At 72.7% G+C, this 23,629-nt stretch carries 24 protein-coding genes and 1 pseudogene; 8 read left to right on the forward strand and 17 right to left on the reverse strand.

What is annotated here, in order from left to right; genetic code table 11:
* Positions 1-187 precede the first annotated feature (187 nt).
* Positions 188-1,333, forward strand: coding sequence for a hypothetical protein (locus OG252_RS06320; protein WP_329334362.1), 1,146 nt, complete (start codon positions 188-190; stop codon positions 1,331-1,333).
* A 74-nt stretch (positions 1,334-1,407) separates the two neighbouring features.
* On the opposite strand, the gene OG252_RS06325 is transcribed toward OG252_RS06320, so the two are convergent.
* Complete coding sequence (locus OG252_RS06325; RefSeq protein WP_329334364.1) at positions 1,408-2,397, reverse strand: hypothetical protein; 990 nt, start codon at positions 2,395-2,397, stop codon at positions 1,408-1,410.
* A 277-nt stretch (positions 2,398-2,674) separates the two neighbouring features.
* On the opposite strand from OG252_RS06325, the gene OG252_RS06330 reads away from it, so the two are divergent.
* From OG252_RS06330 to tgmB, 3 genes are all read left to right on the forward strand, one after another.
* Positions 2,675-2,980: a YkvA family protein gene (locus OG252_RS06330; protein WP_266451404.1), complete on the forward strand. Its 306-nt coding sequence runs from the start codon at positions 2,675-2,677 to the stop codon at positions 2,978-2,980.
* Positions 2,981-3,098: 118 nt separating this feature from the next.
* Complete coding sequence (gene tgmA / locus OG252_RS06335) at positions 3,099-3,290, forward strand: putative ATP-grasp-modified RiPP (protein ID WP_266451403.1); 192 nt, start codon at positions 3,099-3,101, stop codon at positions 3,288-3,290.
* A gap of 16 nt (positions 3,291-3,306) precedes the next feature.
* Complete coding sequence (gene tgmB / locus OG252_RS06340) at positions 3,307-4,290, forward strand: ATP-grasp ribosomal peptide maturase (protein WP_329334368.1); 984 nt, start codon at positions 3,307-3,309, stop codon at positions 4,288-4,290.
* Between the two features lie 7 nt (positions 4,291-4,297).
* Here the strand turns inward: tgmB and OG252_RS06345 are convergent, their stop codons facing one another.
* Positions 4,298-4,525: a hypothetical protein gene (locus OG252_RS06345; protein WP_266451401.1), complete on the reverse strand. Its 228-nt coding sequence runs from the start codon at positions 4,523-4,525 to the stop codon at positions 4,298-4,300.
* Positions 4,526-4,652: 127 nt separating this feature from the next.
* Entirely contained in the window at positions 4,653-5,123 is a 471-nt protein-coding gene (locus OG252_RS06350) for a hypothetical protein (RefSeq protein WP_266451400.1), read from the reverse strand.
* 193 nt (positions 5,124-5,316) lie between these two features.
* Here OG252_RS06350 and OG252_RS06355 point away from each other — a divergent pair, with 193 nt between their 5' ends.
* Entirely contained in the window at positions 5,317-6,291 is a 975-nt protein-coding gene (locus OG252_RS06355) for a GlxA family transcriptional regulator (RefSeq protein ID WP_266451399.1), read from the forward strand.
* A 27-nt stretch (positions 6,292-6,318) separates the two neighbouring features.
* On the opposite strand, the gene OG252_RS06360 is transcribed toward OG252_RS06355, so the two are convergent.
* The 4 genes from OG252_RS06360 to OG252_RS06375 all read right to left on the reverse strand — a co-directional run bounded on the left by OG252_RS06360 (position 6,319) and on the right by OG252_RS06375 (position 9,784).
* Complete coding sequence (locus OG252_RS06360) at positions 6,319-6,573, reverse strand: DUF5133 domain-containing protein (protein ID WP_266451398.1); 255 nt, start codon at positions 6,571-6,573, stop codon at positions 6,319-6,321.
* A gap of 147 nt (positions 6,574-6,720) precedes the next feature.
* Positions 6,721-8,487 carry an ABC transporter ATP-binding protein gene (locus OG252_RS06365; protein ID WP_266451397.1) on the reverse strand — a complete coding sequence of 589 codons (1,767 nt, stop codon included), beginning with the start codon at positions 8,485-8,487 and terminating at the stop codon, positions 6,721-6,723.
* A gap of 125 nt (positions 8,488-8,612) precedes the next feature.
* Positions 8,613-9,158, reverse strand: a complete 546-nt coding sequence (locus tag OG252_RS06370; RefSeq protein ID WP_266451396.1) for a hypothetical protein — start codon at positions 9,156-9,158, stop codon at positions 8,613-8,615.
* 41 nt (positions 9,159-9,199) lie between these two features.
* The gene (locus tag OG252_RS06375) at positions 9,200-9,784 is read right to left on the reverse strand and encodes an ATP-binding protein (protein ID WP_329334373.1); all 585 of its coding nucleotides are present in this window, start codon (positions 9,782-9,784) and stop codon (positions 9,200-9,202) included.
* 187 nt (positions 9,785-9,971) lie between these two features.
* Between OG252_RS06375 and OG252_RS06380 the strand changes: the two genes are divergently transcribed.
* Both OG252_RS06380 and OG252_RS06385 read left to right on the forward strand, forming a co-directional pair.
* Positions 9,972-10,202 (forward strand): DUF397 domain-containing protein, encoded by a 231-nt coding sequence (locus OG252_RS06380; protein ID WP_266451394.1) that lies wholly within the window; start codon positions 9,972-9,974, stop codon positions 10,200-10,202.
* Between the two features lie 111 nt (positions 10,203-10,313).
* Positions 10,314-11,231, forward strand: a complete 918-nt coding sequence (locus OG252_RS06385; protein ID WP_329334376.1) for a helix-turn-helix domain-containing protein — start codon at positions 10,314-10,316, stop codon at positions 11,229-11,231.
* Between the two features lie 71 nt (positions 11,232-11,302).
* Here OG252_RS06385 and OG252_RS06390 read toward each other — a convergent pair whose 3' ends face one another.
* The 10 genes and pseudogenes from OG252_RS06390 to bdeA form a co-directional block, all read right to left on the reverse strand.
* Positions 11,303-12,121 carry an SAM-dependent methyltransferase gene (locus OG252_RS06390; protein ID WP_266451392.1) on the reverse strand — a complete coding sequence of 273 codons (819 nt, stop codon included), beginning with the start codon at positions 12,119-12,121 and terminating at the stop codon, positions 11,303-11,305.
* A 101-nt stretch (positions 12,122-12,222) separates the two neighbouring features.
* Entirely contained in the window at positions 12,223-13,080 is an 858-nt protein-coding gene (locus OG252_RS06395; RefSeq protein WP_329334378.1) for an aldo/keto reductase, read from the reverse strand.
* 206 nt (positions 13,081-13,286) lie between these two features.
* The gene (locus OG252_RS06400; protein ID WP_329334380.1) at positions 13,287-14,558 is read right to left on the reverse strand and encodes an ABC transporter substrate-binding protein; all 1,272 of its coding nucleotides are present in this window, start codon (positions 14,556-14,558) and stop codon (positions 13,287-13,289) included.
* Positions 14,555-15,673 (reverse strand): branched-chain amino acid ABC transporter permease, encoded by a 1,119-nt coding sequence (locus tag OG252_RS06405; protein WP_266451389.1) that lies wholly within the window; start codon positions 15,671-15,673, stop codon positions 14,555-14,557. Before OG252_RS06405 ends, OG252_RS06400 begins: the two co-directional genes overlap by 4 nt.
* Positions 15,666-16,562: a branched-chain amino acid ABC transporter permease gene (locus OG252_RS06410; protein WP_266451388.1), complete on the reverse strand. Its 897-nt coding sequence runs from the start codon at positions 16,560-16,562 to the stop codon at positions 15,666-15,668. The genes OG252_RS06405 and OG252_RS06410 overlap by 8 nt, the downstream gene beginning before the upstream one ends.
* On the reverse strand, positions 16,559-17,374 hold the full coding sequence (locus tag OG252_RS06415) for an ABC transporter ATP-binding protein (protein WP_266451387.1): 816 nt from the start codon (positions 17,372-17,374) through the stop codon (positions 16,559-16,561). Before OG252_RS06415 ends, OG252_RS06410 begins: the two co-directional genes overlap by 4 nt.
* The gene (locus OG252_RS06420; RefSeq protein ID WP_266451386.1) at positions 17,371-18,177 is read right to left on the reverse strand and encodes an ABC transporter ATP-binding protein; all 807 of its coding nucleotides are present in this window, start codon (positions 18,175-18,177) and stop codon (positions 17,371-17,373) included. Before OG252_RS06420 ends, OG252_RS06415 begins: the two co-directional genes overlap by 4 nt.
* A gap of 172 nt (positions 18,178-18,349) precedes the next feature.
* The gene (locus tag OG252_RS06425; protein ID WP_329334384.1) at positions 18,350-19,621 is read right to left on the reverse strand and encodes a PucR family transcriptional regulator; all 1,272 of its coding nucleotides are present in this window, start codon (positions 19,619-19,621) and stop codon (positions 18,350-18,352) included.
* 133 nt (positions 19,622-19,754) lie between these two features.
* Positions 19,755-21,356: pseudogene (locus OG252_RS06430) on the reverse strand (response regulator transcription factor); the annotation flags it as partial.
* 157 nt (positions 21,357-21,513) lie between these two features.
* A complete protein-coding gene (gene bdeA / locus OG252_RS06435) occupies positions 21,514-22,458 on the reverse strand; it encodes a bis(hydroxyethyl) terephthalate hydrolase (protein WP_266451384.1) in 945 nt (314 codons plus the stop codon).
* Between the two features lie 284 nt (positions 22,459-22,742).
* Here bdeA and OG252_RS06440 point away from each other — a divergent pair, with 284 nt between their 5' ends.
* Positions 22,743-23,624: a Gfo/Idh/MocA family protein gene (locus OG252_RS06440; protein WP_266451383.1), complete on the forward strand. Its 882-nt coding sequence runs from the start codon at positions 22,743-22,745 to the stop codon at positions 23,622-23,624.
* Positions 23,625-23,629: the final 5 nt, after the last annotated feature.

Here is a 23,629-nt window from a genome sequence, read left to right on the forward strand (position 1 = left end):
CTCCTTCTCGCGCGATACGGTCGGCCGCTGTGCTCCTGCCCACGATCGCCGACGATCCACGTGACCGCAGGCGGGAACAGCACCGCCGTACGCCGCGTGTGTCCACGGGCCGGACCCCCGGTTGATCTCCACCCACCCGCCGCGACGATACTGAAACCCGCACCCGCCCCCACTCACAGATGGATCCATGCCAAGCTCCCCCACCGACCGTCCCACCACCCCCTCCACCGTCTGGGCGGCCCGCGGCCGCCATGTCGGACCGGACGCTGACGACGTCCTCCGGCACCATCTGCGGCGCCTGAAGGACGAGGACACCCTCGACGACTTCCAGGAACTGCCCGCGGCCGAGGACTCCCCTGAACGGATCCTCGAGGCCCGATGGCGAGTGCCGGGCGAGGTGACCGTGCGCGCCCGGCTGACACTCGTACCCGCAGGGGACGACGGCTCCGAGTGGACGCTGGTGGCGGAGGCGGAACAGCCGTGGGACCAGTCGTGGCCCTCTCCCGCCACCCTGTTCTGGCCCGACACGCCGGACGCGGCCTGGGACCACGAGGCCGTCACCGGCCTGCCCTTCCGGGACCTCACTCCACTGCCCTCGGAGGACAAGGCCATACGGCGCCTGTTCAAGGAGGCCGTGCGCGGCTGGGCCGTCCACGTGGTCGTCCACGAGGCCATGACCACCGACGACCGCGGCCGCCGCCCGCTGACCCGGTGGCTGCCGCCGGGCCTGCGGCACCGGGTGGTCGAGCACCGGGCCGCCCCGGACCAGCTGCGGGTCGTGAACTGGGCCCTGCGGAGCCTCGGGGTGGAGGTGCCGCGCGGCGGGGCCGTGGTCCTGCCCGGGCATCCGGTGCCGCCCGGCTACGACGGCGGCGACTTCGCCGTCCGCAGCGTCTTCCTCGACGGCTCGGAGCCGACCGAGCTGATCGAGACCGTGACCCGTTACGCCGTGCTGCCCAAGCCCCTGCCGGACGGCGCCGACGAGGCGCTCACCGCGCTGCGGGAGCAGTGGCAGTTGCTGACCCCGGAGGAGGAACTCGCCCGGGAGCGCGCTCTGGTGGCCATGTACGCCGACGCGCTGGAGGCCATGACCAGGTCCCGGGACCTGTACCGGGAGGCCGCCGAGCGGGCCAACGAGGCGCTGGCCGCCTACCGCGAGGCCGTGCCGGGCCCGGCAGCCGACGGGCCGGCCGGTGCGCCCGCCGGATCGCCGTTCCAGCAGCTGACCCGGACGTTCGAACGCCTCAAGGGCTCCACCAGGACACTCCGCCCCACCCGCGCCGAAGACGACGACCAGGACCCGCCGGACACACCCGGACGCGAGGTCGGCTGACGAACAGGAGACGGCCGCCGTCGGGCTCCGGGGCAGGCGTTCCACGTCCGCGAAGGGTGCGCGGTGGGTTCGGGTCAGTCGGCGACGCGGCTCGCGCCGGCCATCTGCCGTTCCGCCGGGACGCTCCGGTGGGACTGCGGCACCGCCAGGCGGGCGAGCAGGGCGGTGAGGGCGGCCAGGGACGCGCACACGGCGGCCGTACCGACGAGCCAGTCCGGGGCGAGGGAGAGGTCCATGGCACGGGAGAGTCCCGCCGAGTGGAACCGGTTCTCGAACAACTGGGGCGCGGCCACCCCCGCCGGCACCAGCACCGCCGCGACGAGAACCGGCACGGCGGGCCGCATCGTCAGCAGCAGCCCCAGGGCCAGGCAGAGCACCGACACGCCGAGGGCGAAGCCGTAGACGCGCAGGGACTCGCCGTCCCGGTGCGGCGGAAAACCGAGCAGTCCGCAGACGACCAGGACGAGCGCGGCGAGCCGGGCCGGCCAGGACGCCGGCCGCAGGGTCTGGCCCGGGGCGCGGGCGGACCGCGGTCCGGCCAAGTGGTCTGGCGCGGGAGTGTCATCGACGGATACGGCCTCGTCGGCAGGGCCCCAGTCCGGCCCGGACTGCTCCGCCGGCGCCCGGGGGTGGGCCGGTTGCTCCTCGGCGAGCCGGCCGATGAGCTCCACGAGTTCCTCGACGGGCCGGCCGGTGGCGGCCGCCCGGACGGCTTCCTGGCCGCAGTGCGGTTCCAGCGGGGTCCGGTGCAGGAGGGCCACCAGCCGGGTCACGTCCTCCAGGGGACGGCACTCGGCCGCGGCGCGGATCGCCTCGTCCGCGCTGTCGGCGTCGCGCGGCGGCCGGGTCAGCAGGGCGATCAGCCGGGCGACGTCGTCCACGGAACGGTCGACGCCGACCGCGCGCAGGGCGGCGACGGTGGCCTGGGCGTACTCCGGCGACCGTTCGAGCAGCGTGACCAGGTGGACGATGTCCTCCAGGGACCGGTCGGCCACGGCGGCACGCACGAGTTCACCGACCGGATCGCCGTACGAGGACACGACGACGGGATCGCTCGCGGGCACGGTCGGCTCGGTCAGGGGTATGTCGGCTGCGTTCGATTGGGCTTCTGATGGACGGATCGTCATCCTCGGCTCCAGGGGAAGAGTGCGGTCGCTCCTGCGCCACCGATGTGCGACGGGCGACGTTACGGTGACCATTACTAGGCGCCCCCGGCGCCGCGTGCCACCCGGGTGACCCACAGGTATGAGCGCCGCGTTCGGCAGGCCATACCGGGGCCGTAACCGGGAATCCGACAAGGGACGGGCGCGCGCTGCCGCCCGCTGGAGGAGGGGGCGGGCCGTGGACTCGACCACAACGGTGATCGTCGTCGCCGCGGTACTGGCGGCTCTGCTACTGGCCGTCGCGGTGACGCTGCTGGTGCGGCTGGTGCGGGCCCGGCGCAGTCTGCGGCGGGCGGGACTGCCGACCGGGCCGCGCTGGGTGTTCTGGGGCGCGCTGCTGTACTTCGTGCTGCCGACCGACCTGTTGCCCGATCCGGTGTACCTGGACGACATCGGCGTACTGCTTCTTGCACTGCGCACCCTGCGCGCCTCCCCCGGCGGACGCGAGCAGGAAGTCCGCCCGGGCCATGACTACGCACCGTAAGGAAACCAATCACCCGTTCGATTCGTATAAGTCTCTGGAAGCCCGAGGAAGTCGGCGGACCGAGCGAGGCCGCGGGGCGACCGTCGTTTGATCGAGCAGCACCGGCGAGGGAGAGACGATGCAACCGTTCGCGCTCAACTACGCACGTCCGGCAGCGGAGTTGGAATCCACGACTCCGTACGTCTATGACTACGGACTGCAGTTGAACGTGCTCTTCGACGGGCGGATAGCCGCCCGCGACCACGGCCTGATGAGGGAACTGGGGACCACGACCTCCACCGCGGGCTCCAAGACGCACTTCGACGACTGAACACGGCGCGGCCGAAATGACCGTGTTGATTCTGACCTGTGAAGAGGACGTGACCGCCGACATGGTGGTCGTGCACCTCAACGCGACGGGGGTTCCGGTGGTCCGGCTCGACCCTGCCGACCTGACCGGCGGGGTGGCGCTGTCCGGCGAGTTCGTGCACGGGGCGTTCCGGGGCCATCTGTCGTCCGGGGGGCGCCTCGTGAGCATCGACGGGCTGCGCTCCATCTGGGTGCGCAGGCCGGGCGTCCCGGCCGCGCGGGCGGCCGCGCCCTCCGCCTGGCTGACCGAGGAGGCCTCGCAGGCCCTCTACGGCATGCTTCGTGGCTGCGGCGCGCGCTGGATGAACCATCCCGACGCCGCGCGCCGGGCCCGCCACAAGCCCTGGCAGCTGCGGCTCGCGCAGCGCTGCGGGCTGCCCGTGCCCGCCACGCTCATCACCACGTTTCCGCAGGCCGCCCGCGAGTTCGCGGATCGCTACCCGGACCTGGTGGTCAAGCCGGTCTCCGGTGCGCATCCGCAGAACCCGCCCCGGGCGGTGCCGACCAGCCGGGTCGCCCCGGACACCGACTTCTCGGCCGTCGCGTTCGGTCCGACGCTGCTGCAACGGCGGGTCGCCAAGCGGGCCGACATCCGCCTGACCGTCGTGGGCGAGCGGATGCTGGCCGCGCGCAAGGCCGTCGCCGAGGACGCGGACCCCGACGCGGTGGACGTCCGTTTCGCGCCGAGCACCGCGCCCTGGTGTCCCGTCGAGGTCCCGCCGCGCGTCGCCGCGGCGGTCCAGGCATACGTCAGTGACGCCGAACTGGCCTACGGCGCCTTCGACTTCGCGGAGGACGCGGACGGGATGTGGTGGTTCCTGGAGTGCAACCAGTCGGGGCAGTTCGGCTTCGTCGAGGTGGACACGGGCCAGCCGATAGCCCTCAGCGTCGCCGAGTGGCTCGCCCGACCCCGCCCGCAGCCGCGAGCTCGCGTCAACGGCGCCGACTCGGCGGTGCGCTGAGTCCGGGTCAGTAGGACCGCGGGCCGGGCAGGGCCGCTCGCTGCCAGCCCGCGCCCGGGGCGGCCTGACGGTCGGTGGGGAGGGAGGAGCCGAGGGAAGGGCCGAGAGAGGACTGCAGCGGGCGCATGACGTACTCCAGCTCCCTGCTCACCCGCTCGGCCTCCCTGCGTACCTGGGCGGGAACGTCGCCGCGCTCCGCGACGAGCCGGTCGTAGATGGGGGAATCCTGGAACACCCGTCAACGCGCCTTTCGTGTCATGGCCCATGCACTTGGGCACGACTGTCGAGTGTAGGCGCCCCCGCACACCAACACGCACATTCCGGTGGAGGGCTTGACGTCAACGCCGGTTGCCGTTAGCGGCTCAAGCGCCGGTCGTGGAGCCGGGCCGGACGATCATGAGGACGGTGACGGTCGCCCACAGCAGGTTGAAGATGCCGGTGAACATGGCGAGTTGGACCGTGCCGCTGCGCTCGACGGCCCTGTGCTCGGTGAGCTCGCCGAGGAGTTCCTCCTGGCGGGGCAGCACGAAGGCGACCAGGACGCCGGCCGCCGCGGCGGTCAGGGCCATGGACGTGGTGAGCCAGCCGTCGCCCAGGACGCCCATCGCGGCCGCGGTGGCGAATCCGAGGAGGGGGACCGCCAGGCCGATGCCGGAGTAGACGCGGCAGATGCGGTGCAGCAGCCGTACGGTGCCGATCCCCGCCGTGTCGGGTTCGTCCGCGTCCACCCGGACGCGTCTGGCGGCGGGCGGGAACATGCTGGCCGCGACGGTGACGGGGCCGACGGCGACGATGGCGGCCAGGACGTGCAGGGTCAGCAGGAACTTGGTCATCGGGTGGGGTGTCCTTCGGTGCTGCGGTCGACGGTGCCCGCCCAACCTAGGAAACCTGCGAGTGATCACACAGGGGCGGAAACGACAGGTTCCAACGGATTCCCGCCAACGCCCTGTTCAGGGCCCCACCGGGTGGCTTCCGCGCTCAGCAGGGGTTTACGGCCCTGGCGGGAATCCGCCTATCGTTGCGGTTATGCACACGGTGGCGATCCTGGCTCTCGACCATGTGGTGCCGTTCGACATGGCGGCGCCCATGACGGTGTTCGACTGGACGCGGCTGCCCGACGGGCGCCGTCCGTACCGGGTGCGCCTGTGCGCGGAGTCACCCGAGGTGCGTTCCGACGGTGGTTTCGGCCTGCGGGTCGAGTGGGGGCTTCAGGCGCTGGCGGACGCCGACACGATCATCGTGCCGGGCTGCTCCGAGGAGGCCGGGCCGCCCTCCGCCGCCGTACTGGCGGCACTGCGGCGGGCCGCCGAGGCCGGGACACGGATCGCGTCCGTGTGCGTGGGGGCCTTCGTGCTGGCGGAGGCCGGACTGCTGGACGGGCTCGGCGCCACCACGCACTGGGTGGCCGCCGATGCGCTGGCCCGCCGTTTCCCGCGCGTCGACGTGCGGCCGGACGTGCTGTACGTCGACAACGGGCAGATCCTGACGTCGGCCGGGGCTGCCGCTGCCATGGACATGTGCCTGCACATGATCCGCCGGGATCTGGGCTCGGCCGTCGCCGCGCACTCCGCCCGGATGTCGGTCATGCCGCTGGAACGGGAGGGCGGGCAGGCCCAGTTCATCGTGCACGAGTTCCCGCCGGTGCCGCGGGGCTCGACCCTCGAACCGCTCCTGGAATGGATCGAGGACCACCTCGCCGACGACATCACCCTGGCGGCGCTGGCGGCCCGCACGGGTATGAGCGAGCGCACCTTCAGCCGTCGGTTCCGCGAACAGACGGGCACCACGCCCTTGCAGTGGCTGCTGCGGGCGCGGGTCCGGCGTGCCCAGTACCTGCTGGAGAACAGCGACCACCCGGTGGAACGGATCGCGCGGCAGGCGGGGTTCGGTTCGCCCACCGCGTTCCGCGAACGGTTCCGCCGGGTGGTCGGCACCACCCCGCAGGCCTACCGCGCCGCCTTCCACGGGAAGACGGACACCGTCCCGGCGGCACGCTCCTAGCCCTTCGGCCGCCGGGACGGTACGGCGTCACACCGCGAGCCGCAGACCGTTCTCCCCGTCCGCGTCGGTGGTGGCCGGCGTGCGCCCGGCCTCGGCGAGCAGGGCGTCCGCCCTGCCGACCGCGTCATGGATGTCGGTGGTGCCCATCATCACGCACAGCGTGTAGCTGACGTCCTCCAGTTCACGTGCCGTGGCCTCCCTTTCCCTCTCCGCCTGAGCGATACGCAGCGATGCGTAGCGAGTCAGCAGCTTCCTGACGACCTTCGGGTCCGGAACGAGCACGTAGCGCCCCTCTCTCGATTTTTCGCTGCGTATGCCCGAACAGCGCAAGACCATTCGTCTTCGGGGCCATTGGGGGCGCATTTGGCGGGATTTTGTTACGTTCCGGCGCACGACCCGTGTGCGCGGCAGTCCGCGGCCCGTGCGCCGTCAGGCGACCTGGCCGCTGTGCAGGGCCGTGTACGCCCCTCCCCTGCGCAGGAGTTCCTGGTGCGTGCCGATCTCCTGGATGCGGCCGTCGCCCATCACCACGATGCGGTCCGCGCCGCGCACGGTGGACAGGCGGTGCGCGACCACGAACGTGGTGCGGCCGTTCAGCAGCCGCGCCAGCGCCTCCTGGACCAGCGCCTCCGACGTGGTGTCCAGCGCCGAGGTGGCCTCGTCGAGGATCAGGACCCTGGGGTCGCGGATCAGGGCGCGGGCGATGGCCAGGCGCTGCCGCTGCCCGCCGGACAGGCGGGCCCCGCGCTCGCCGACCAGGGTGTCGAGTCCCTGCGGCAGCCGGTCGACGAACTCCAGCGCGTTGGCGTCGCGCAGAGCGGCCCGCACCGTCTTCTCGTCGGCGTCGTCCATGCCGTAGGCGACGTTCTCGCGGATCGTGCCGTCGAAGAGGATCGACTCCTGCGGCACCACCGACACGAAGCGGCGATACGTGCGCAGGTCGAGGGTGTCCATGTCGGTGCCGTCGAGCAGCAGGCGTCCCGAGGTGGGCCGGATGAAGCCGATGACGAGGTTGAGGACGGTGGACTTGCCCGCGCCGGACGCGCCGACCAGGGCGATGGTCTCGCCGGCCGTGACCGACAGGGTGAAGTCCCGTACGGCGGGCCGGCCGCTGTCGTACGCGTGGCCGACGCCCTCGAAGGTGACGGCGCCGCGCAGCGCGGTGAGTTCGGCCTTGCCCGCGTTGTCCTCCAGTTCGGGTGCCTGGAGGACCTCGCCGACCGAGCGGACGGACTCAAGCCCCTTGGTGATGACCGGGGCGAGGCCTGCCAACGTTGTCGTGGAGTTGGTGAGGGTGGTCAGGAAGGCGCTGAGCATGACGACGTCGCCGGCGGTGACGCCCCAGACGCGGTAGTACGACACCAGCGCGGCGCCCGCGAGGACGAGCACGCCGACCACGTTGAGGACGACCCAGGCCAGCGAGCCGAAGCGGCCGTTGACGAGGTCGAGGCGCATTCCGGAGGTCAGGACCCGGTGCAGGGTGCCGTCCATGCGGCGCAGCGCCTTGCCCTCCAGGCCGTGGGCGCGGGTGACCGGGATGAGCCGGGTCATCTCCGTGACCTGTGAGGAGAGGGTTTCTACCTCGTGGCGGAAGTGCTCGTTGTGGGTGCGCAGCCGGGACCTGAGGCGGGCGACGACGAGAGCGGCGGCGGGTACGACGACGAGGAAGACGGGGACGAACTCCGGTGTGCGGACGGCGATGATGACCAGGCCGCCGACGAGCACGGTGGTGGCGCCGAGCCCGGTCTCCGCGGTCTGCTGCACCATCTGCTCGACGGTCTCGACGTCGCGCACCACCTTCGCCTGCAGCACGCCGGCGCTGACGCGGGAGTGGTAGCCGATGGAGAGCTGCTGCATGCGCGTGCACAGCGCGGACCGCAGCCCGGTGCCCATGCGGCGCACGCTGCCGTACAGGAGGCGGACGTAGAGGATGTGCAGCGGGTAGTTGACCAGCAGGATGAACAGGATGATCCCGGTGCTCGTCCAGAGTTCGGAGATCGGCCGGTGCTCGACGACGGTGTCGATGATGGACGCGGTGATCAGCGGCAGCAGCCACACGGGGCTGTGCTTGACCGTGAAGATGCCGACCGCCGCCGCCAGGCGGTGTCGGTCGGCGTGGAACAGGTAGGCGAGGGTGCGTATCGGGTGTTCGCCTCGGTAGCGATGGTCGAGGGGTCTCTCGAGCGACGACGCCATCGGCGGTGGTCCTTCCCGGTTTCCGACCTTGGGGCAAGCGCTTTCTTCCCTGGCCGGCCAGGACTACACCGGGCAGGGGAAGGCGCTTGCGGTCAGGGGACGGTCGCGGGTTCGCGGACCGGTCGTCACTCGCCGAGCGCGCGGGCCAGTTCCGTGGTCGCCCGGGCGACCTCGGTGTCCTCCTCGGCCATGAGCCGCCGCAGGGCGCCGCGCCGGTCGCGGACGGCCTGCCGCGCCTCGCGCTCCCACACCACGGGATTCTCGCGGTGGTTGAGCAGTTTGGGGTAGACGGCGGCCGTGGACTCCCACTGCCGGGCGTCCGCGATGCTCCTGAGCAAGTGGATGATCTCCGCGCGGCAGGTCACCTGGGGAAGCTGGGCGAGTTCCCACAGGAAGGGGACCGTGGCGGCGGTCGCCTGCTCCACCACGAAGCCGTACTGGCAGATGCGCATCCGCAGGTCGGCGAGGGCGGCCCGGGCGGTTTCGGGGTCGCCCCAGGCGACGCTGCTCAGGAGCAGGGGGATGGCGGCCGCGCAGCCGGTGGAGTCCTTGATGTCCCGCCACGGCACCCGTTCCAGCGCCATGAGGGGCGTGGTCCTGGCCACTCCGGTCGGCGGCAGGTGGTCGTCGGTGCGCTCGGTGCTCGGTCGGTGCGTCGGAGCGGTGCGCATGGCGTGGGGCCTTTCCGCGGCGGTCATGTCGGACGGTGGTCTCAGGGGGGAGGGCAGGTCGACAGCCTGGCCCAGACGGTCTTGCCGGCCGGGGGCTTGAGGGTCCAGCCCCATTCCTCGGCCAGGGCGTCGACGATGCACAGCCCTCGGCCGTGCTCCCGCAGGTCGGTGGCGTCGGCGCCGGTGAACTCGGGCACGTTGTCACCCGGGTCGGAGACGCTCAGCACCACGTGCGCGGGGTCGAGCAGGAGCCCCAGCCACACCTCCGTCTCGCCCGCGGGCGCCCGGGGCACCGCGTGGGCGACGGCGTTGGCGGCGAGTTCGGTGATCACGAGGACGGCGTCGTCGCTGTGGTGGTCGAGGGACCAGCAGCGCAAGGTGTCCCGGGTGAAGGTGCGGGCCAGGGCGAACCCTTCCCCGCTGCATCTGATGCGCAGCGCGGCGGAGTCCGTGGCCTCACCCAAAGGCGTGAGCCTCAAGGCCGGATGTTCACCGAGGTCCACCGGCCGGGGCCGCGGCGGAGGACCGGTCATGTCCGCTCCACCTGCTCCCGGCGCAGCCCGACCCGGCTCCCTGAGCACGTGGTTCGCAGGTGACGACACGGCATCTCCCTGATGCGACGTCAAGACGGGGCGTCTCCCCGGGGGTTGACGCCACAGCTATTATCCACGCTGAAAGCGCCCGCGTGCAATTGCACGAGAAATTGCACGAAATTCGGGTGGGGCGGGAGGGGCCGGTGACATCCGGCCCGGCCCACCCGGGCAGCCGGGCACAGTGCCCGGCGCATGGAACGTGAGCAGCAAGGAGAATGCGGTGCCACCAGTGCAGAACGGAGTGCGGGCCAGCTCGTTGGACGCCCGCTGGATCAAGAGCCGTCACAGCAATGCCGAGGGCAACTGTGTCGAAGTGGCCCCTCTGGTCGACGGGGGCATCGCGGTGCGCAACTCCCGTTTTCCCGACGGACCGGCGCTTGTCTACACACCGGCCGAGGTGGCGGCGTTCGTCGCGGGGGCCAAGGAGGGCGAGTTCGACCATCTGCTGTGAGGTCCCGGGGCGAAGAGGGTCCAACTCCCTTGTGTGTTCGGACGGATGCGCTGCGAGACGATGGAGTGCGATAATGTAAGTCGTCTCTATGCCGGTTCACTGGGAGTCTGGATGTCCGCCGATTCGCAGCGCATCTCCCGACTGCAGCCGTATCTGGACCGGCCCGAGCCGGCCCCGACCCTGCTGAAGATGCTGGTCGGCGTGCAGTTGGCCGGTTTCCGCGAGGACGCCGGGCTTGCTCAGGAGCAGACGGCGCGGCGCCTCGGGTTCAGCGCCGCGAAGCTGTCCCGCATCGAGTCGGGCAAGGGCCGCCGGCCGCCGGCCGAGGGCGACGTCCGCGCACTGCTGGAGTTGTACGACACCGATGAGTACGAGGCCTCGGTGCTGCTGAAGTTGCTGCAGCGTGCCGGTGAGCCCGGCTGGTGGCAGCGCTACGACAAGCGGTTGATGCCCGAGTGGTTCGACCGGCTGGTCGGCCTCCAGGAGGCGGCCGCGGCGATCCGTACGTTCGAGATCCAGTACGTTCCCGGCCTGTTGCAGACCCCGGACTACACGCGGGCGGTGGTCGAGCGCGGTCTGCCCGCCGCGGCCTCCGCCGAGGTCAGGCGGCGCGTGGAGCTGCGGACCCGGCGGGCGGAGTTGCTGCTGCGCGCGGACGCCCCGCAGCTGTGGGCGATCATCGACGAGTCGGCTCTGCTGCGGGTCATGGGCAGCAAGGACGTGATGCGGGCGCAGCTCGAACACCTCGTCGAGATGTCCCGGCGCTCCAATGTGACCGTGCAGATCGTGCCGTTGGACGTCACCAACGCCTCGGCGCCGTCCATCCCGATCACCTATCTCCGCTTCGGCGGCCTGGATCTGCCCGACGTCGTCTACCTCGAGCACATCAAGAGCGCCAACTTCCTCGAGGACCAGGACGAGACCGAGGAGTACCGGTTGGCGCTGGACCGGCTGGCCGACGAGGCGCTCGAACCGCGGGCCTCACTGGAGCTGCTGCGCGAGACGATGGAGCGACGCTACGGCGCCTGAGCCCGGGCACCGCATGGCAACGCCCCTCACGGGGATGTCTCGTGAGGGGCGTTCTCGCGCTCTGCCGGGGATCAGCGAATGCGGCCCACGCCGCCGAACTCGATCCACTCGTGGGTGAGCTGACGGGGTGCGACCTCGGAGTCCGGGCGCCAGGTGGAGACCTCGACCAAACCGGGGTCGAGGATGTCCAGGCCCTCGAACCACTCGGCGACGTCCTTCTCCTCACGCACCCGGCCCCAGTGGCCCTGGGTCGCCTGGTCCATGAAGTCGGTGACGAACTTACGGACCTCGGGGTCCTCGCTGACCAGCTGGCACATCACCATGTAGCTGCCGGGCACCAGTCGTTCCGCCACGCGGCGGGCCACGGCCAGGGGGCCGTCCGTCTCGCTGTCGGGGATGCAGTGCATCACCGAGTTGAAGAGCACGGCGACCGGCTGGTCGAAGTCGATCAGCCGCTGCGTCTCGGGGTGCGAGAAGATCGCGTCCGTCTCCCGCATGTCGGCGTGGATGACGGCGGTGCGCTCGTCCTGCTCCAGCAGGGCGCGGCCGTGCACCAGCACCATGGGGTCGTTGTCGACGTAGACCACGTGGGTGTCCGGGTCGATGCGCTGGGCGACCTGGTGGACGTTGTCCTGGGTGGGCAGGCCTGAGCCGTGGTCCAGGTACTGCCGGATGCCGTGCTCCGCCGCCAGCGTCTTGACCACGCGCTGGAGGAAACGCCTGTTGTTCACGGCCAGCCGGCGCGTGCTGGGCACGACCTTGTCGAGTTCCTCGCACGCCGCCCGGTCGGCCGCGTAGTTGTCCTTACCGCCCAGGTAGTGGTCGTACATGCGCGCGGCCGTGGGTACCGTCGCGTCGATCGACGTGGACAGCTTGTTACCGGTCTCCATCGTTCCCCCAGCTTCGTGCCACGCCAACTGGCCTGGCAGGACAGGGAGTCCATCCTAGAGACCGGACGTTCGCGGATGCCAGTCCGCGCCCCCACCCGGTCTCAGGCGGCGTCGAGTTCCGCGAGTTCGTCCGCGGTGAGGACGAGGTCCACGGCGGCTGCCGAGTCGCGGATCGTCTCGGGGCGGCTCGCGCCCGGGATCGGTACGACGACCGGCGACTTGGCGAGCATCCAGGCCAGGCACACCCGCTGCGGGCTCACCCCGCGCGCCTCGGCGATCGTTGCGAAGGCGGCGTGGGCGGAGCCCAGCTCGCCCGCGCGGGAGATGCCGCCGAGCGGGCTCCAGGGCAGGAAGGCGATGCCGAGTTCGTCGCAGCGACGCAGTTCCGGCTCGCTGGAGCGGAAGGCCGGGGAGAACTGGTTCTGCACGGCGACCAGTCGGCCGCCGAGGATCTCGTTGGCCAGTGTGATCTGTTCGGGGTCGGCGTTGGAGATACCCGCCATGCGGATCTTCCCCTCGTCGAGGAGGTCCCGGATCGCGCCGACGGACTCCGCGTACGGCACCCTCGGGTCGGGGCGGTGGAACTGGTAGAGCCCGATGGCCTCCACGCCGAGCCGGCGCAGGGAGGCCTCGCAGGCCTCCTTGAGGTGCCGGGGGCTGCCGTCGAGCGTCCAGCTCCCGTCCCCGGGGCGCAGATGGCCGCCCTTGGTGGCGACCAGGACGTCCCGGCCCCGGTCGTGGGAGGCGAGGGCCTTGGCGATCAGGGTCTCGTTGTGTCCGACGTCGTCGGCGTGCAGGTGGTAGGCGTCCGCGGTGTCGATCAGGGTGATGCCGGCGTCGAGGGCGGCGTGGATCGTGGCGAGGGAGCGGGCCTCGTCCGGGCGTCCCTCGATCGACATGGGCATGGCGCCCAGGCCGATGGCGCTGACGTCGACGTCACCGATGCGGCGAGTGTCCATGGGTTCGTGACCTCTTTCGGCTGTCGCGCGGTACTGAGCCGTCCGACGCGCCTGTGGACCGGGGTGCGCGGCGGCGCCGGACGCCCTCCAGCGTCGCCGGACCGGGCCCCGAAGGTCCAATAGAAGAACGAGAACGGATTCAGCAGCCGGGGCGCTGAATCCGTTCTCGGTCAGGAGCTACGCGAAGTGCGGCAGCTGTCGGTAGGTCAGGAGCCGCTCGACGTCAGGTACTCCTCGACTCCGGGGGCGCTGTGCGCGTCCTCCACGCCCACCAGCCCGCCGACCGCCTTCGGGTCGGGCCGCAGCACGTAGGTGGCCAGGCTCGCGGGCCGGGCCACGTCCGAGAAGTCCTGCGGTGAGCCGAGGCCGGTGTCGGCGTTCTTCTGTGAGCGGTGCGCCTTGACCACGTCCTCCCGGGCCAGGCTGCCCCCCTCACAGGCCTTCTTCAGGTCGGCGCCCAGGAGTTGGGCGGCGTTGTACCCGGACAGCACGCCGGAGTCGACCGGGGAGCCGGGGTACTTCTTCTGGTAGTCGGCGACCATGCTGCGTACCGCGGGCAGGTCGGAGCTGACGGCCGGGGCCGCACTCACGACGTGCAGCATGCCTTCCAGCGCGGCCGCCGCGGGCGTCTTCATGAGCTGGGGTGCGAAGCCCGGGGCGCTGCTGACGATCGGCACGCGCAGCCCGCGGGAGGCCGCCACGCCGGTCAGGGAGGCCGTCTGGGCCGGCCCCGCACTGATCAGCACCGCCTTCACGCCCGCCTTGCGCAGCGCGGACACCTGCGCGGACAGGTCCGTGTCGGTCGCCTTGATCTTCTGGTCGACGACCTTCATCCCCGCGCGCCCCGCGGCCCAGCGGGAGCCTTCGAGCGCGTTGGTCCCGTAGTCGCCCTCGAAGTACACATGGCCGATCGTGTCGCCCTTGCCCAGCCCCTTGGTGCGGGTGAGGAAGTCGACGGCGGCGATCATGTCCACGTCGTAGGTGGTGCCCAGGACCTGCACGGAGTCCTTGCCGAGCAGGGAGGCCGCCCAGGCCTGCGGGAAGGTCAGCAGTTGGTCGCGCTCGATGTCGTCGAGGAGCGCGGCGACCACGGGCGACCCGATGACCTGGGGCAGCGCCACCACGTCCGCGGCGATGTCGGCGTACGCGGCGACGGCCTTCTGCACGTCGTAGCCGTGGTCCTTGACGACGATCTCGACCTTCCGGCCGCAGATGCCGTCCTTGGCGTTGGTCTCGTCGGCCCACATTTTCTGGGCCTGCACGATGCTCTTGCCGAGGGTGGCGTAGGGGCCGGTCAGGTCGGTCAGCGCGCCCAGCCTGAGGGTGCTGTCGGTGACGCCGGGGCCCGTCTTCACGCCGTCGGCGCCGTCGCCGGTGCTCTGGTCGCCGGCCTTGGAGCTGCAGCCCGCCATGAGCAGGGCCACGGCTGCGGCGGTGGCGATCCCGGTGAGGCGGTTCCTGTGGTGCTTGACGTTCACGGGGTGTGCTCCTTGGCTCGTACGGCTGGGGTGGATTCCCGGGAGGAGGTCGCGGTGGCGGGTGGACGGTCGGGGCGGCGTCGGGTGCGCAGGCGCCGGGTCAGGCCACGCAGTCCGTCGGGTGTGTACAGCAGGACCAGGACGATCGCCGCGCCGTAGAGGTAGCGGGCCGCCTCGGTCGGGCCGACGACGCCGTCCGCCGCCCCCGGTGCCGCGACCAGCGGCAGTTGGTCGGCGTAGCGGGTCATGAGCAGCGGCAGCGCGGTGACGAAGACGGCTCCCGCGGTGGCTCCGGCCACGGAGCCGAGACCGCCGATGACGATCATCGCGAGGTAGTCGACCGAGAGCGCGAGGGCGAAGTAGTCGGGCACGACCCGGCGGAAGGCGAGGGCCAGCAGCACCCCGGCCAGGCCCGCGTACATCGAGGACACGACGAAGGCCGTCGAGCGGTACCGGGCCACGTGCACGCCCATCACCGCGGCCGCGGTCTCGCTGTCGCGCAGCGCCGTCAGGGCACGGCCGGGGCGTCCGCGCAGCAGGCCGCGTGCCGTGAACCAGGTGAGGGCGAACAGTGCCAGGCCGAGGTACCACAGCCGTTCCGCGGATCCGAACGGCACGCCCAGCAGCACCAGTTGGGGATCGCTGTCGGTGAAGCCCGGCAGCGGGGGGACCGAGCGGCCGTTGAATCCGCCGGTGACGGAGTCCGCGGTCAGCAGGACGTGGTGACCGAGGAAGACGAGCGCGAGCGTGGCGACGCCCAGGTAGATGCCGCGCACCCGGCCGGCGACGGGACTGAACAGTCCGCCCGCCGCTCCGGCGAGGAGCACCGCCAGGACGAGGGCGAGCACGGGCGGCAGTCCCGGTCCGGGCTCGCCGGCCAGCCACACGTATCCGTACGCGCCCACGGCGAGGAAGAAGGCGTGGCCGAGGGAGAGCTGTCCCGCGGTGCCGGTCAGCAGGCCGAGGCCGACGGCGCCGATGGCGGCCGCCAGGGAGAACAGGCCGATGCGCAGCCAGAAGGCGTCCAGGTAGAAGGGCAGGACGCACAGGAGGACTAGGGGAAGGACTCTCCGTCCCCAGTGCAGCGCCCGGGTGCGGGCCGTGGGCTCAGACACGTGCCGCTCCCCTCGCGCCGAACAGTCCGGTGGGCCGTACGAGGAGCACCAGCACCATCACGGCGTACGGGGCGACGTCGCCGAACCCCTCGCCGAGGACGTGCAGTTCGGACTGGTATCCCACGACGAAGGCCTCGGTCAGGCCGATCAGCACGCTGCCGGCGAGGGCACCGCCGGGTGAGGTCATCCCGCCGAGGATCGCGGCCGGGAAGGCCTTGAGGGCGATCTGGCCGGTGGTGCGTTCCAGTCCGGGCGCCGGGAAGGCGACGAGGAAGACGGCGGCCAGGGCGGCCAGGGCGCCCGCCAGGCACCAGGCGAGGGTGCGTACCCGCACCAGCCGTACGCCCATGAGGGAGGCGGCCTCCAGGTCCTCGGCCGCCGCCCGCAGGGACAGCCCCCAGGCGGTGTACCGGAAGAGGGCGAAGACCGCGCCGATGACCACGGCGGACACGACGATCGCGGCCAGCCTGCTGTCGGCGACGGTCACCGGCCCGAGGTCGTGCACCGAGTCGCCCCAGGGGTCTCCCAGGGACAGCAGGTCGCCGCCGATGCGCCGGGACAGGTCGGTGACCAGGATGATGTCGATGCCGATGGTCACGATGGTCTGCACGTGGGCGGCGTGCGGATCCGGCTCGCCGCGCTGCAGCAGGAAGCGGTCGAGCGCTCCGGCCACGGCCGCCGTCACCACCACGGCCAGGGCCAGGGCACCGGCGAAGCCGAGGTCGTCGTGCAGGACCGCGATGAGGTAGCCGCCGAGCAGGAGCAGGGAGCCGTGGGCGAAGTTCAGTACGCCGGACGCCTTGAAGATGACGACGAAGCCGAGAGCCACGAGGGCGTAGACCGAGCCGAGGGCGAGGCCGCTGAGGAGGTTGTCGAGGAGGCCGGTCATGCCACGTCCTCCTGCGGGGTCTCGGTGCCGAGGTAGGCGCGCAGCACCTCGGGGTCGCCGCGGACCTCGTCGGGTGTTCCGTGGGCGATGCGGCGGCCGAAGTCGAGGACGGTGACCTCGTCGGCGAGGCGCATGACCAGGCCCATGTCGTGTTCCACGAGGACGACGGACAGGCCGAGTTCGGCGCGGACGTCCCGGACGGTCTCGGCGGTACGGGCGCGTTCGGCGGCGTTCATCCCGGCCACGGGTTCGTCGAGCAGCAGCACGCTCGGTTCCAGACACAGGGCGCGGGCGAACTCCACCCGCTTGCGGTCGCCGTACGACAGCAGCGCGACCGGTGTGTCGAAGTGCCGTTCCAGTCCGGTGAGTTCGGCGATCTCTCGGGCCTTGGCGAGGTGCTCGCGCTGTTCGCGTACGGCTCGCGGCAGGCGCAGGGCGCTGGCCGTGAAGCCGGCGCGGGAGTGCACGTGCCGGCCGAGCATGAGGTTGTCGGCGACGGTTCCCTCCGTGGTGACGATGTTCTGGAACGTGCGGGCCACGCCCAGGGCGGCGATGCGGTGCGGGGCGAGCCGGGTCAGTTCCGCGTCGCCGAGCCGGACGGTGCCGGAGGCGGGCCGGCACAGACCCGACAGGACGTTGAAGCAGGTGGACTTGCCGGCGCCGTTGGGTCCGATGAGCGCGTGCACCGACCCCGGGGAGACGGTGAAGGACACGTCGTCGAGCGCGGTGAGCCCGGCGAAGCGCACGGTGACCTCCTGTACCCGCAGCTCGGGGGGCTCGGTGGCCTGCGGACGTGGTGCGGAGGTGCTCACGCGACCCCCTGGCCGGCGTCGGACGGGTGGTCGGTGCCGGTCTCCTCGCCGAGGTAGAGGCGCCGCACCGCGTCGGTGCGGGCGAGTTCGTCGGCGGGTCCGGACAGCCGGATCTCCCCCACCTCCAGGACGTGCGCGTGGTCCGCGAGCGCGAGCGCCATGCCGGCGTTCTGTTCGACGAGCAGGACGGCCGTGCCCTGGGCGTTGATCTCGCGGACGACCTCGGCGATCCGGGCCACCATCAGGGGAGCGAGGCCCAGCGAGGGCTCGTCGAGCAGGAGCAGTCGGGGGGCCGCCATCAGGGCACGGCCGATGGCCAGCATCTGCTGTTCTCCCCCGGACAGCAGACCGGCGGCCTGGTGGGGGCGTTCGGCGAGCCGGGGGAAGAGGGTGAACACCCTCTCGCGGCCCTCGCGCACCAGTGCCGGGCTGCGCCGGCCGAGGCCGAGGCCGCCGCTGCGCAGGTTCTCGTCGACGGTGAGCCCGGCGAACACGCGTCGGCCCTCGGGCACCTGGACGACTCCGGCGCGGACCGCGGCGACGGGGTCCCGGCCGTCGAGGGCGGTGTCGCCGTAGCGGATCCGGCCGCCCGTGATCGCCCCGCGGTGCAGCCGCAGGGTGCCCGACACCGCGCGCAGCAGGGTCGTCTTGCCGGCGCCGTTGGCGCCGAGCAGGGTGACGACGCCGCCGTGCGGGACGGTCAGTGACACGGAGCGGAGTGCGGACAGGGCCCGGCCGTAGGCGACGTCGAGATCCTCGACGTGCAGGGCGGCGCGTTCCTCGTCCGGTGGGCTTGCGGGCATCGCGGCTCCTCGGATCCGTGCCGGGCGGCACGGGCTGCGGGGTAAGGGGAGCTCACGACAGCACGCGCGTCGGCCGCCGGTACAGGACTTGGAGCGCGGTCGGGGCGCCGTCCCAGTGCCCGCCCGGTGAGCCTGTGCGGATGCCCAGGAGGTACGGGGACGGCGGGTGTCCTCAGTCGCGCAGCAGCCTGCGCGCGGTGAGGGCCAGGCTGATCTCCACCACGTCCGTGGGGCGGGCCAGCGAGCGTCCGGTCAGGTGCTCGCAGCGGCGCAGCCGGTTCAGCACGGTGTTGCGGTGGCAGTAGAGCCGCTCGCCGGCCCGCTGTGCGGAGCCGTCGCAGGCCAGCCAGGTGGCCAGGGTCTCCAGCAGGACGTCCCGGTCCCCCGGCTCCAGGCTCAGCAGCGGGCCGAGCACCCGGTCGGCCAGGGCCCTGCCGAGCTCCGGGCTGGAGACGACGAGGGCGGCGGGGAGGTGGTCGGTCAGCCGGACCGCGCCGCCGCCCGCGGGACAGATGCGGAGCGCGGTGTCGGCCTGCCTGCGGGCGTCGCCGATGCCGGCCAGCCCTTCGACGGCGCCGCCGACGCCGATCCTGATCCCCGCGCCGGGGCCGTCCGGCCGGGGCGCCGGCTCCGGCGGTTCGGTGGTGCCGACCAGGACGATTCCGTAGTCCACCTCCACGCCGGTGTGCCAGTGGACGCGCAGGCCGTCGGGCACCGCCGCGGCCCGGGCGGCGGCACATCCGGCGGGGTCCTCGCCTGCGACCGCGACGACGGCGTACCGCCCGTGTTCGGGCAGGTCCAGCACCTGGGCGGTCTCGGGCAGGTCGGCGATGCGGCTGGTGCCCTCGAGCAGGGCGGTGGCCAGCAGCCGCACCCGGTTCTCGCGGCGCCAGGTCAGCTGCCGCTCGACCTGCCGGTAGGCGTCCGCGACGAGGGTGCAGTGCTCGTCGACGAAGTTCCAGACGTCGGACGCCACGTGGACGAGGAGGCGTACGTCCTCGGGAGCGGTCCTGGAGGTCTCCTCGACCAGCCCCTGCCACACCAGCGACCCGCCGAGGCGGAACGCGTGCAGCAGGGCGTCCAGCGGCAGCCCCTGTTCGGCGCGGGTGGCGCCGATCTTCCACGAGCAGCGGCGGGCCGCGTCCCGGGCGCTGCGGGGGTCGATGAGCGAGGTCACGCTGTGCCGCAGCGACCGCTGCACCTCCTGCCAGGTCCCGACGGGGTCGCTCTCCACCGCGGCCCGGTAGGCCGGTTCCTGCTCCTGCAGGACGGCCAGCAGCCGGTCGGTCAGGTCGGGCAGGTCGTCCAGCAGCACGCGGGCGGCGCGATGAAGGACGTGCAGCGCGTCGGCGTCGATCAACGACCGCACGCGCCGGGTGCGCGGCTGCGGGGCGGGCACCGGTCCGGGGCGGTGCGCTGGTCGTGGCCGTACGGCGTGGTGCATCACGGTCCTCCCCCACGTTCGGCGGCGCGGCAGCGCGCCCGCGGCGGACCACTTGCCGGTCCACGGCCCTTCTCGCGGCGCCTGCCACCCGAGGCGTCCTGCCCCGAAGGATGGCATACCGTCCGGTCGGTCCCTAGGGTCGTGCACCGGTCGGTTCCGTCTGTTCGACCATGCGCGCCAGTTCGACCCGGGAACGCAGGCCGAGGACGGCGAAGACGTTGCGCAGGTGGTAGTCGACCGTGCGGGTGCTCACCGCGAGGCGCTGCGCCACCTCCCGGTTGGTGGCGCCCTCGGCCACGTGGCGTGCGATGCGCAGCTGCTGCGGTGTCAGGCGGGACAGGGCGTCCGTCCCGGTGGGGCAGGAGGCGGTCCCGTTCGCCCGCAGCTCCGCGCCGGCCTGCTGCGCCCACACCCGGGCACCGCAGCGGTCGAACCCGACGAGGGCGGCCCCGAGCCGGTCCCGCGCCTCGCGCAGCCGGCGCCGTCGGCGCAGCCACTTCCCGTACAGGAGCTCGGTCCGGGCCCGCTCGAAGTCACCGCCCGCCTCGTCGTGCAGGGCCAGCGCCCGGCGGTGGAGGGCGTCGGCCTCGTCCGGGGCGGCGAGCAGGGCGCGGCAGCGGGCCAGCTGGGCGGGGGCGTGCGGATCGGCGCCGAAGGCGGCCCACAGGGCGAACTCCTCGACGACCGTGCGGGTGTCGTCGGGGCATCCGGCGAGCACCGCGGCCTCCACGTAGCAGGGCACGGCGAGCATCCACACCGCGAAGTGCCCGCGCCGGGGGCCGGGGTGGACCAGCGGGCCGAGCCGGTCGGCGGCGTCGAGGGGGCGGCCACGTCCGAGATCGGCGCGGGCCGCCGCCCACTGCGCCAGGGTGGCCGCCTGGGCCAGGCCGTGCCGACGGGCGGTCGCCAGCGCGGCCGTGACATGCCCGGCGACCGCGGTCGTGTCCCCTTCGATCGACGCGGCCAGGGCGAGCACGGCATGGTGGTGGGCCGCGGTGTTGCGCTGTCCGGCCCGGAGCGCGGCGCGCAGCCCCTGCCCGGCGTGCGTGCGGGCCTGCGCGTGCCGTCCCGCGCGCAGTTCGGCGTAGGCCAGGTACTCCAGGGCCTGCGGTACGAGCGCCACCGCGCCCCGGTTGCGGGCGGCGGCCAGGGCCCGGGCGCCGGCCCGGCGGGCCGCGGCCGGGTCACCGAGCAGGAGTGCCGCGGCCGCCGACCGCAGCAGCCCTTCCGGCTTCTCACCGGTGCGGGCGTGCTCCACCACGCGTCGCAGCGGCGGGCCCGCCTCGTCGAAGCGTGCCTCCAGTACGGCGCGCATGCCGAGGGCATGGTCCCGCACCGGGTCGTACGGCTCGCGTAACTGGGGCTCCCCCGCGCCCGCCGACGAAAGAGCCGCTGTGGTGTCGCTGCCGAAGGCCTCGCACGCGAGGACCTTGAGGCAGGCCGCCCGGTCGCCCGCGGCCCACGCGGCGTTCGCGGCGGCGAGAGCGGCGCGGGCGGACTTCTCGGGGGCGTCGGCGGCGAGCAGGGCCGCGGCGAGCAGGAGGGAGGCGTGGGCGTCACCGACGGGGCCGTCGCGCAGCTGCGCCAGTCCCCGCACCAGTTCGGCGCGGCCGCGCAGTGCGGGCGGTGCCGCGGCGCCGCCGGCCGCGGCGAGGAACCCGAGCGCCCGGTGCGGGCGCCCGGCCAGCAGCGCCTGCTCGGCCGCGACGGTGCACCGCTCCGCCCGGTTCGGCCCGTCCGTCGTCGGCACGGTCCTCTGTCCGGTCATTCCCGCGACGTTACTCAGCCGTAATGAGAGGCGGAAGCCGCAGGTCCGAACGGGGAGACGGCTTGTGCCGGTGCCCAGCGTCCCCGGCCGGGACCCGGGCACCGGCACAACGCCACCGGCGCCGTCAGGAGCCGTGCGGGCAGTTGCCGCGGTACTCCTCGATCGTCAGGCTGGGCCGGGGCAGGGGGCACAGGAACTGCTCGTAGCGGGTGTCGTTGTCGATGAACCGCTTGAGCCAGGAAACGCTGTACTTGGCGATCGTCGTGTTCGAGGAGTTCGGCGCGAAGTGGTTGGCGTTGTTCAGCTCCAGGTAGGCGCGGTCGAGGGACGCGGGCAGGCTCTCGTAGAAGGGTTCGGCGTGGCTCGCGACCGATGCGACGCTGTCGCCGTCCGCGCCGACGATCAGCGTGGGCGTGCTGATCTCGGGCCAGGACTTGTCGAGGTTCCAGGGCGTCAGGGGGATCGCCGCCTGCAGGGCGGGCCGGGACTTCGCGGCCTCCAGGCTGCCGCCGCCGCCCATCGAGTGGCCCATGACGCCGAGCCGGCTGCCGTCGATGCGGCCCCGCACCGAGCTGCGTTCGGTGAGGTGGTCGAGGGCGGCGAGCAGCTGACGGCCGCGCGAGTCAGGCTGGTCGAGGGTGCTGAGGGTGTCGATGGTGAAGACCACGAAGCCCTGGGAGGCCAGGCGCGGGCCCAGCCAGGCGATGGAGGACTGGGTGCCGGTGTAGCCGGGCGAGACGACCACGGCGCCGAACGTTCCGTCGCTGGTGCTCGTCGGGTAGTAGATCGTGCCGCCGCCGAACTCGCTGACGGCGAGGCGCGAGACGGTCGTCTCGGAGACCGCGTAGGGGCCGCGCGACGCCTCGATGGAGGCGTTGGTGGGTGCCGGGCCGCGCTCGTACGGGTTGTCCGCCGCCTGGGCGCCGGGGACGGCGAGGGTGCCGAGCCCCACGGTCGCGGCGATCGCCGCCAGGACTCCGGTGAACCGACGGGCCCTCGGGCGGTCGGCGCGGTGCGGGGACGGGCGGGATGCCCGGGCGGGGGCGCTGTGCTGCGGGTGCTGGTGCACGACGAGTCGTCCTCTCGGTCGTGGCGGGCGGCCCGGCCTGGGCACGGCACCCGCGGGTGCCGCACCGGCGGGCGCCGCCGACTGCTGGCCGTGCCACTGTCGGCGGGCGACCCCGGAACGGGGACCGGCAATGTCACCGGTCTCGTGACCCGCCGCATCCCACCGGCGGGGCAAGGGCCTTGGGGGGCTTGCGCGTCCGACGGGCCCGTGTGACACGCTCACCCCGACCGGTCGGACCTCCGGCACGGTCGTGACGAGGTCGTACGGCATGGAGAGGCGACGGCATGCGCATCGGACTGCTCGGCACCGGTCCCTGGGCCCGGATGGCCCACGCCCCCGCCCTCGGCGGACACGAGGGACTGGACTTCGCCGGAGTGTGGGGCCGTCGTCCGGAGGCGGCCAAGGAATTGGCCGACCTGTACGGCACGCGTGCCTACGACGATGTCGACGCGCTGTTCGCCGACGTGGACGCGGTGGCCGTGGCCCTGCCCCCGGCCGTGCAGGCGCCGCTCGCGGTGCGGGCGGCGCGGGCGGGGTGCCATCTGCTGCTGGACAAGCCCCTTGCCGCGACCGTCGAGGACGGGCGGGCCGTCGTCGAGGCCGTCGAGGCGTCCGGTGTCGCCTCGGTCGTCTTCTTCACCGCGCGCTTCCAGTCCGAGCCCGAGACGTGGATCGCCGAACAGGCGGGCGCACAGAGCTGGTTCACCGGGCGGGCCGAGTGGCTGGGCTCGGTGTTCACCGATGACAGCCCCTTCGCCGATTCGCCGTGGCGGCAGGAGAAGGGCGCCCTGTGGGACGTGGGCCCGCATGCGCTGTCCGTACTGCTGCCGGTACTCGGCGACGTGCGGCGAGTGGCGGCGGCCGCGCACGGGCCGCGCGACACCGTGCACCTGGTCCTCGACCACGCGGGCGGCGCGTCGAGCACGCTGACGCTGAGCCTCACGGCACCGCCCGCGGCGGCGGGAGTCACCGTGGAGCTGAGGGGCGAGACGGGGGTGACGCTCCTTCCGGAGAGCTCCGAGGAGGTCCTCACCGCCTTCTCCCGGGCCGCGGACGCCCTGCTCGACGCCGCCCGCACCGGCCGCCCGCACCCCTGCGACGCCCGCTTCGGACTGCGGGTCACCGAGATCCTCGCGGCGGCCGAAGGCATGCTGGACGCCGGTTGACCCAC

The sequence above is a fragment of the Streptomyces sp. NBC_01352 genome, assembly GCF_036237295.1.
GTDB lineage: Bacteria > Actinomycetota > Actinomycetes > Streptomycetales > Streptomycetaceae > Streptomyces > Streptomyces plumbiresistens.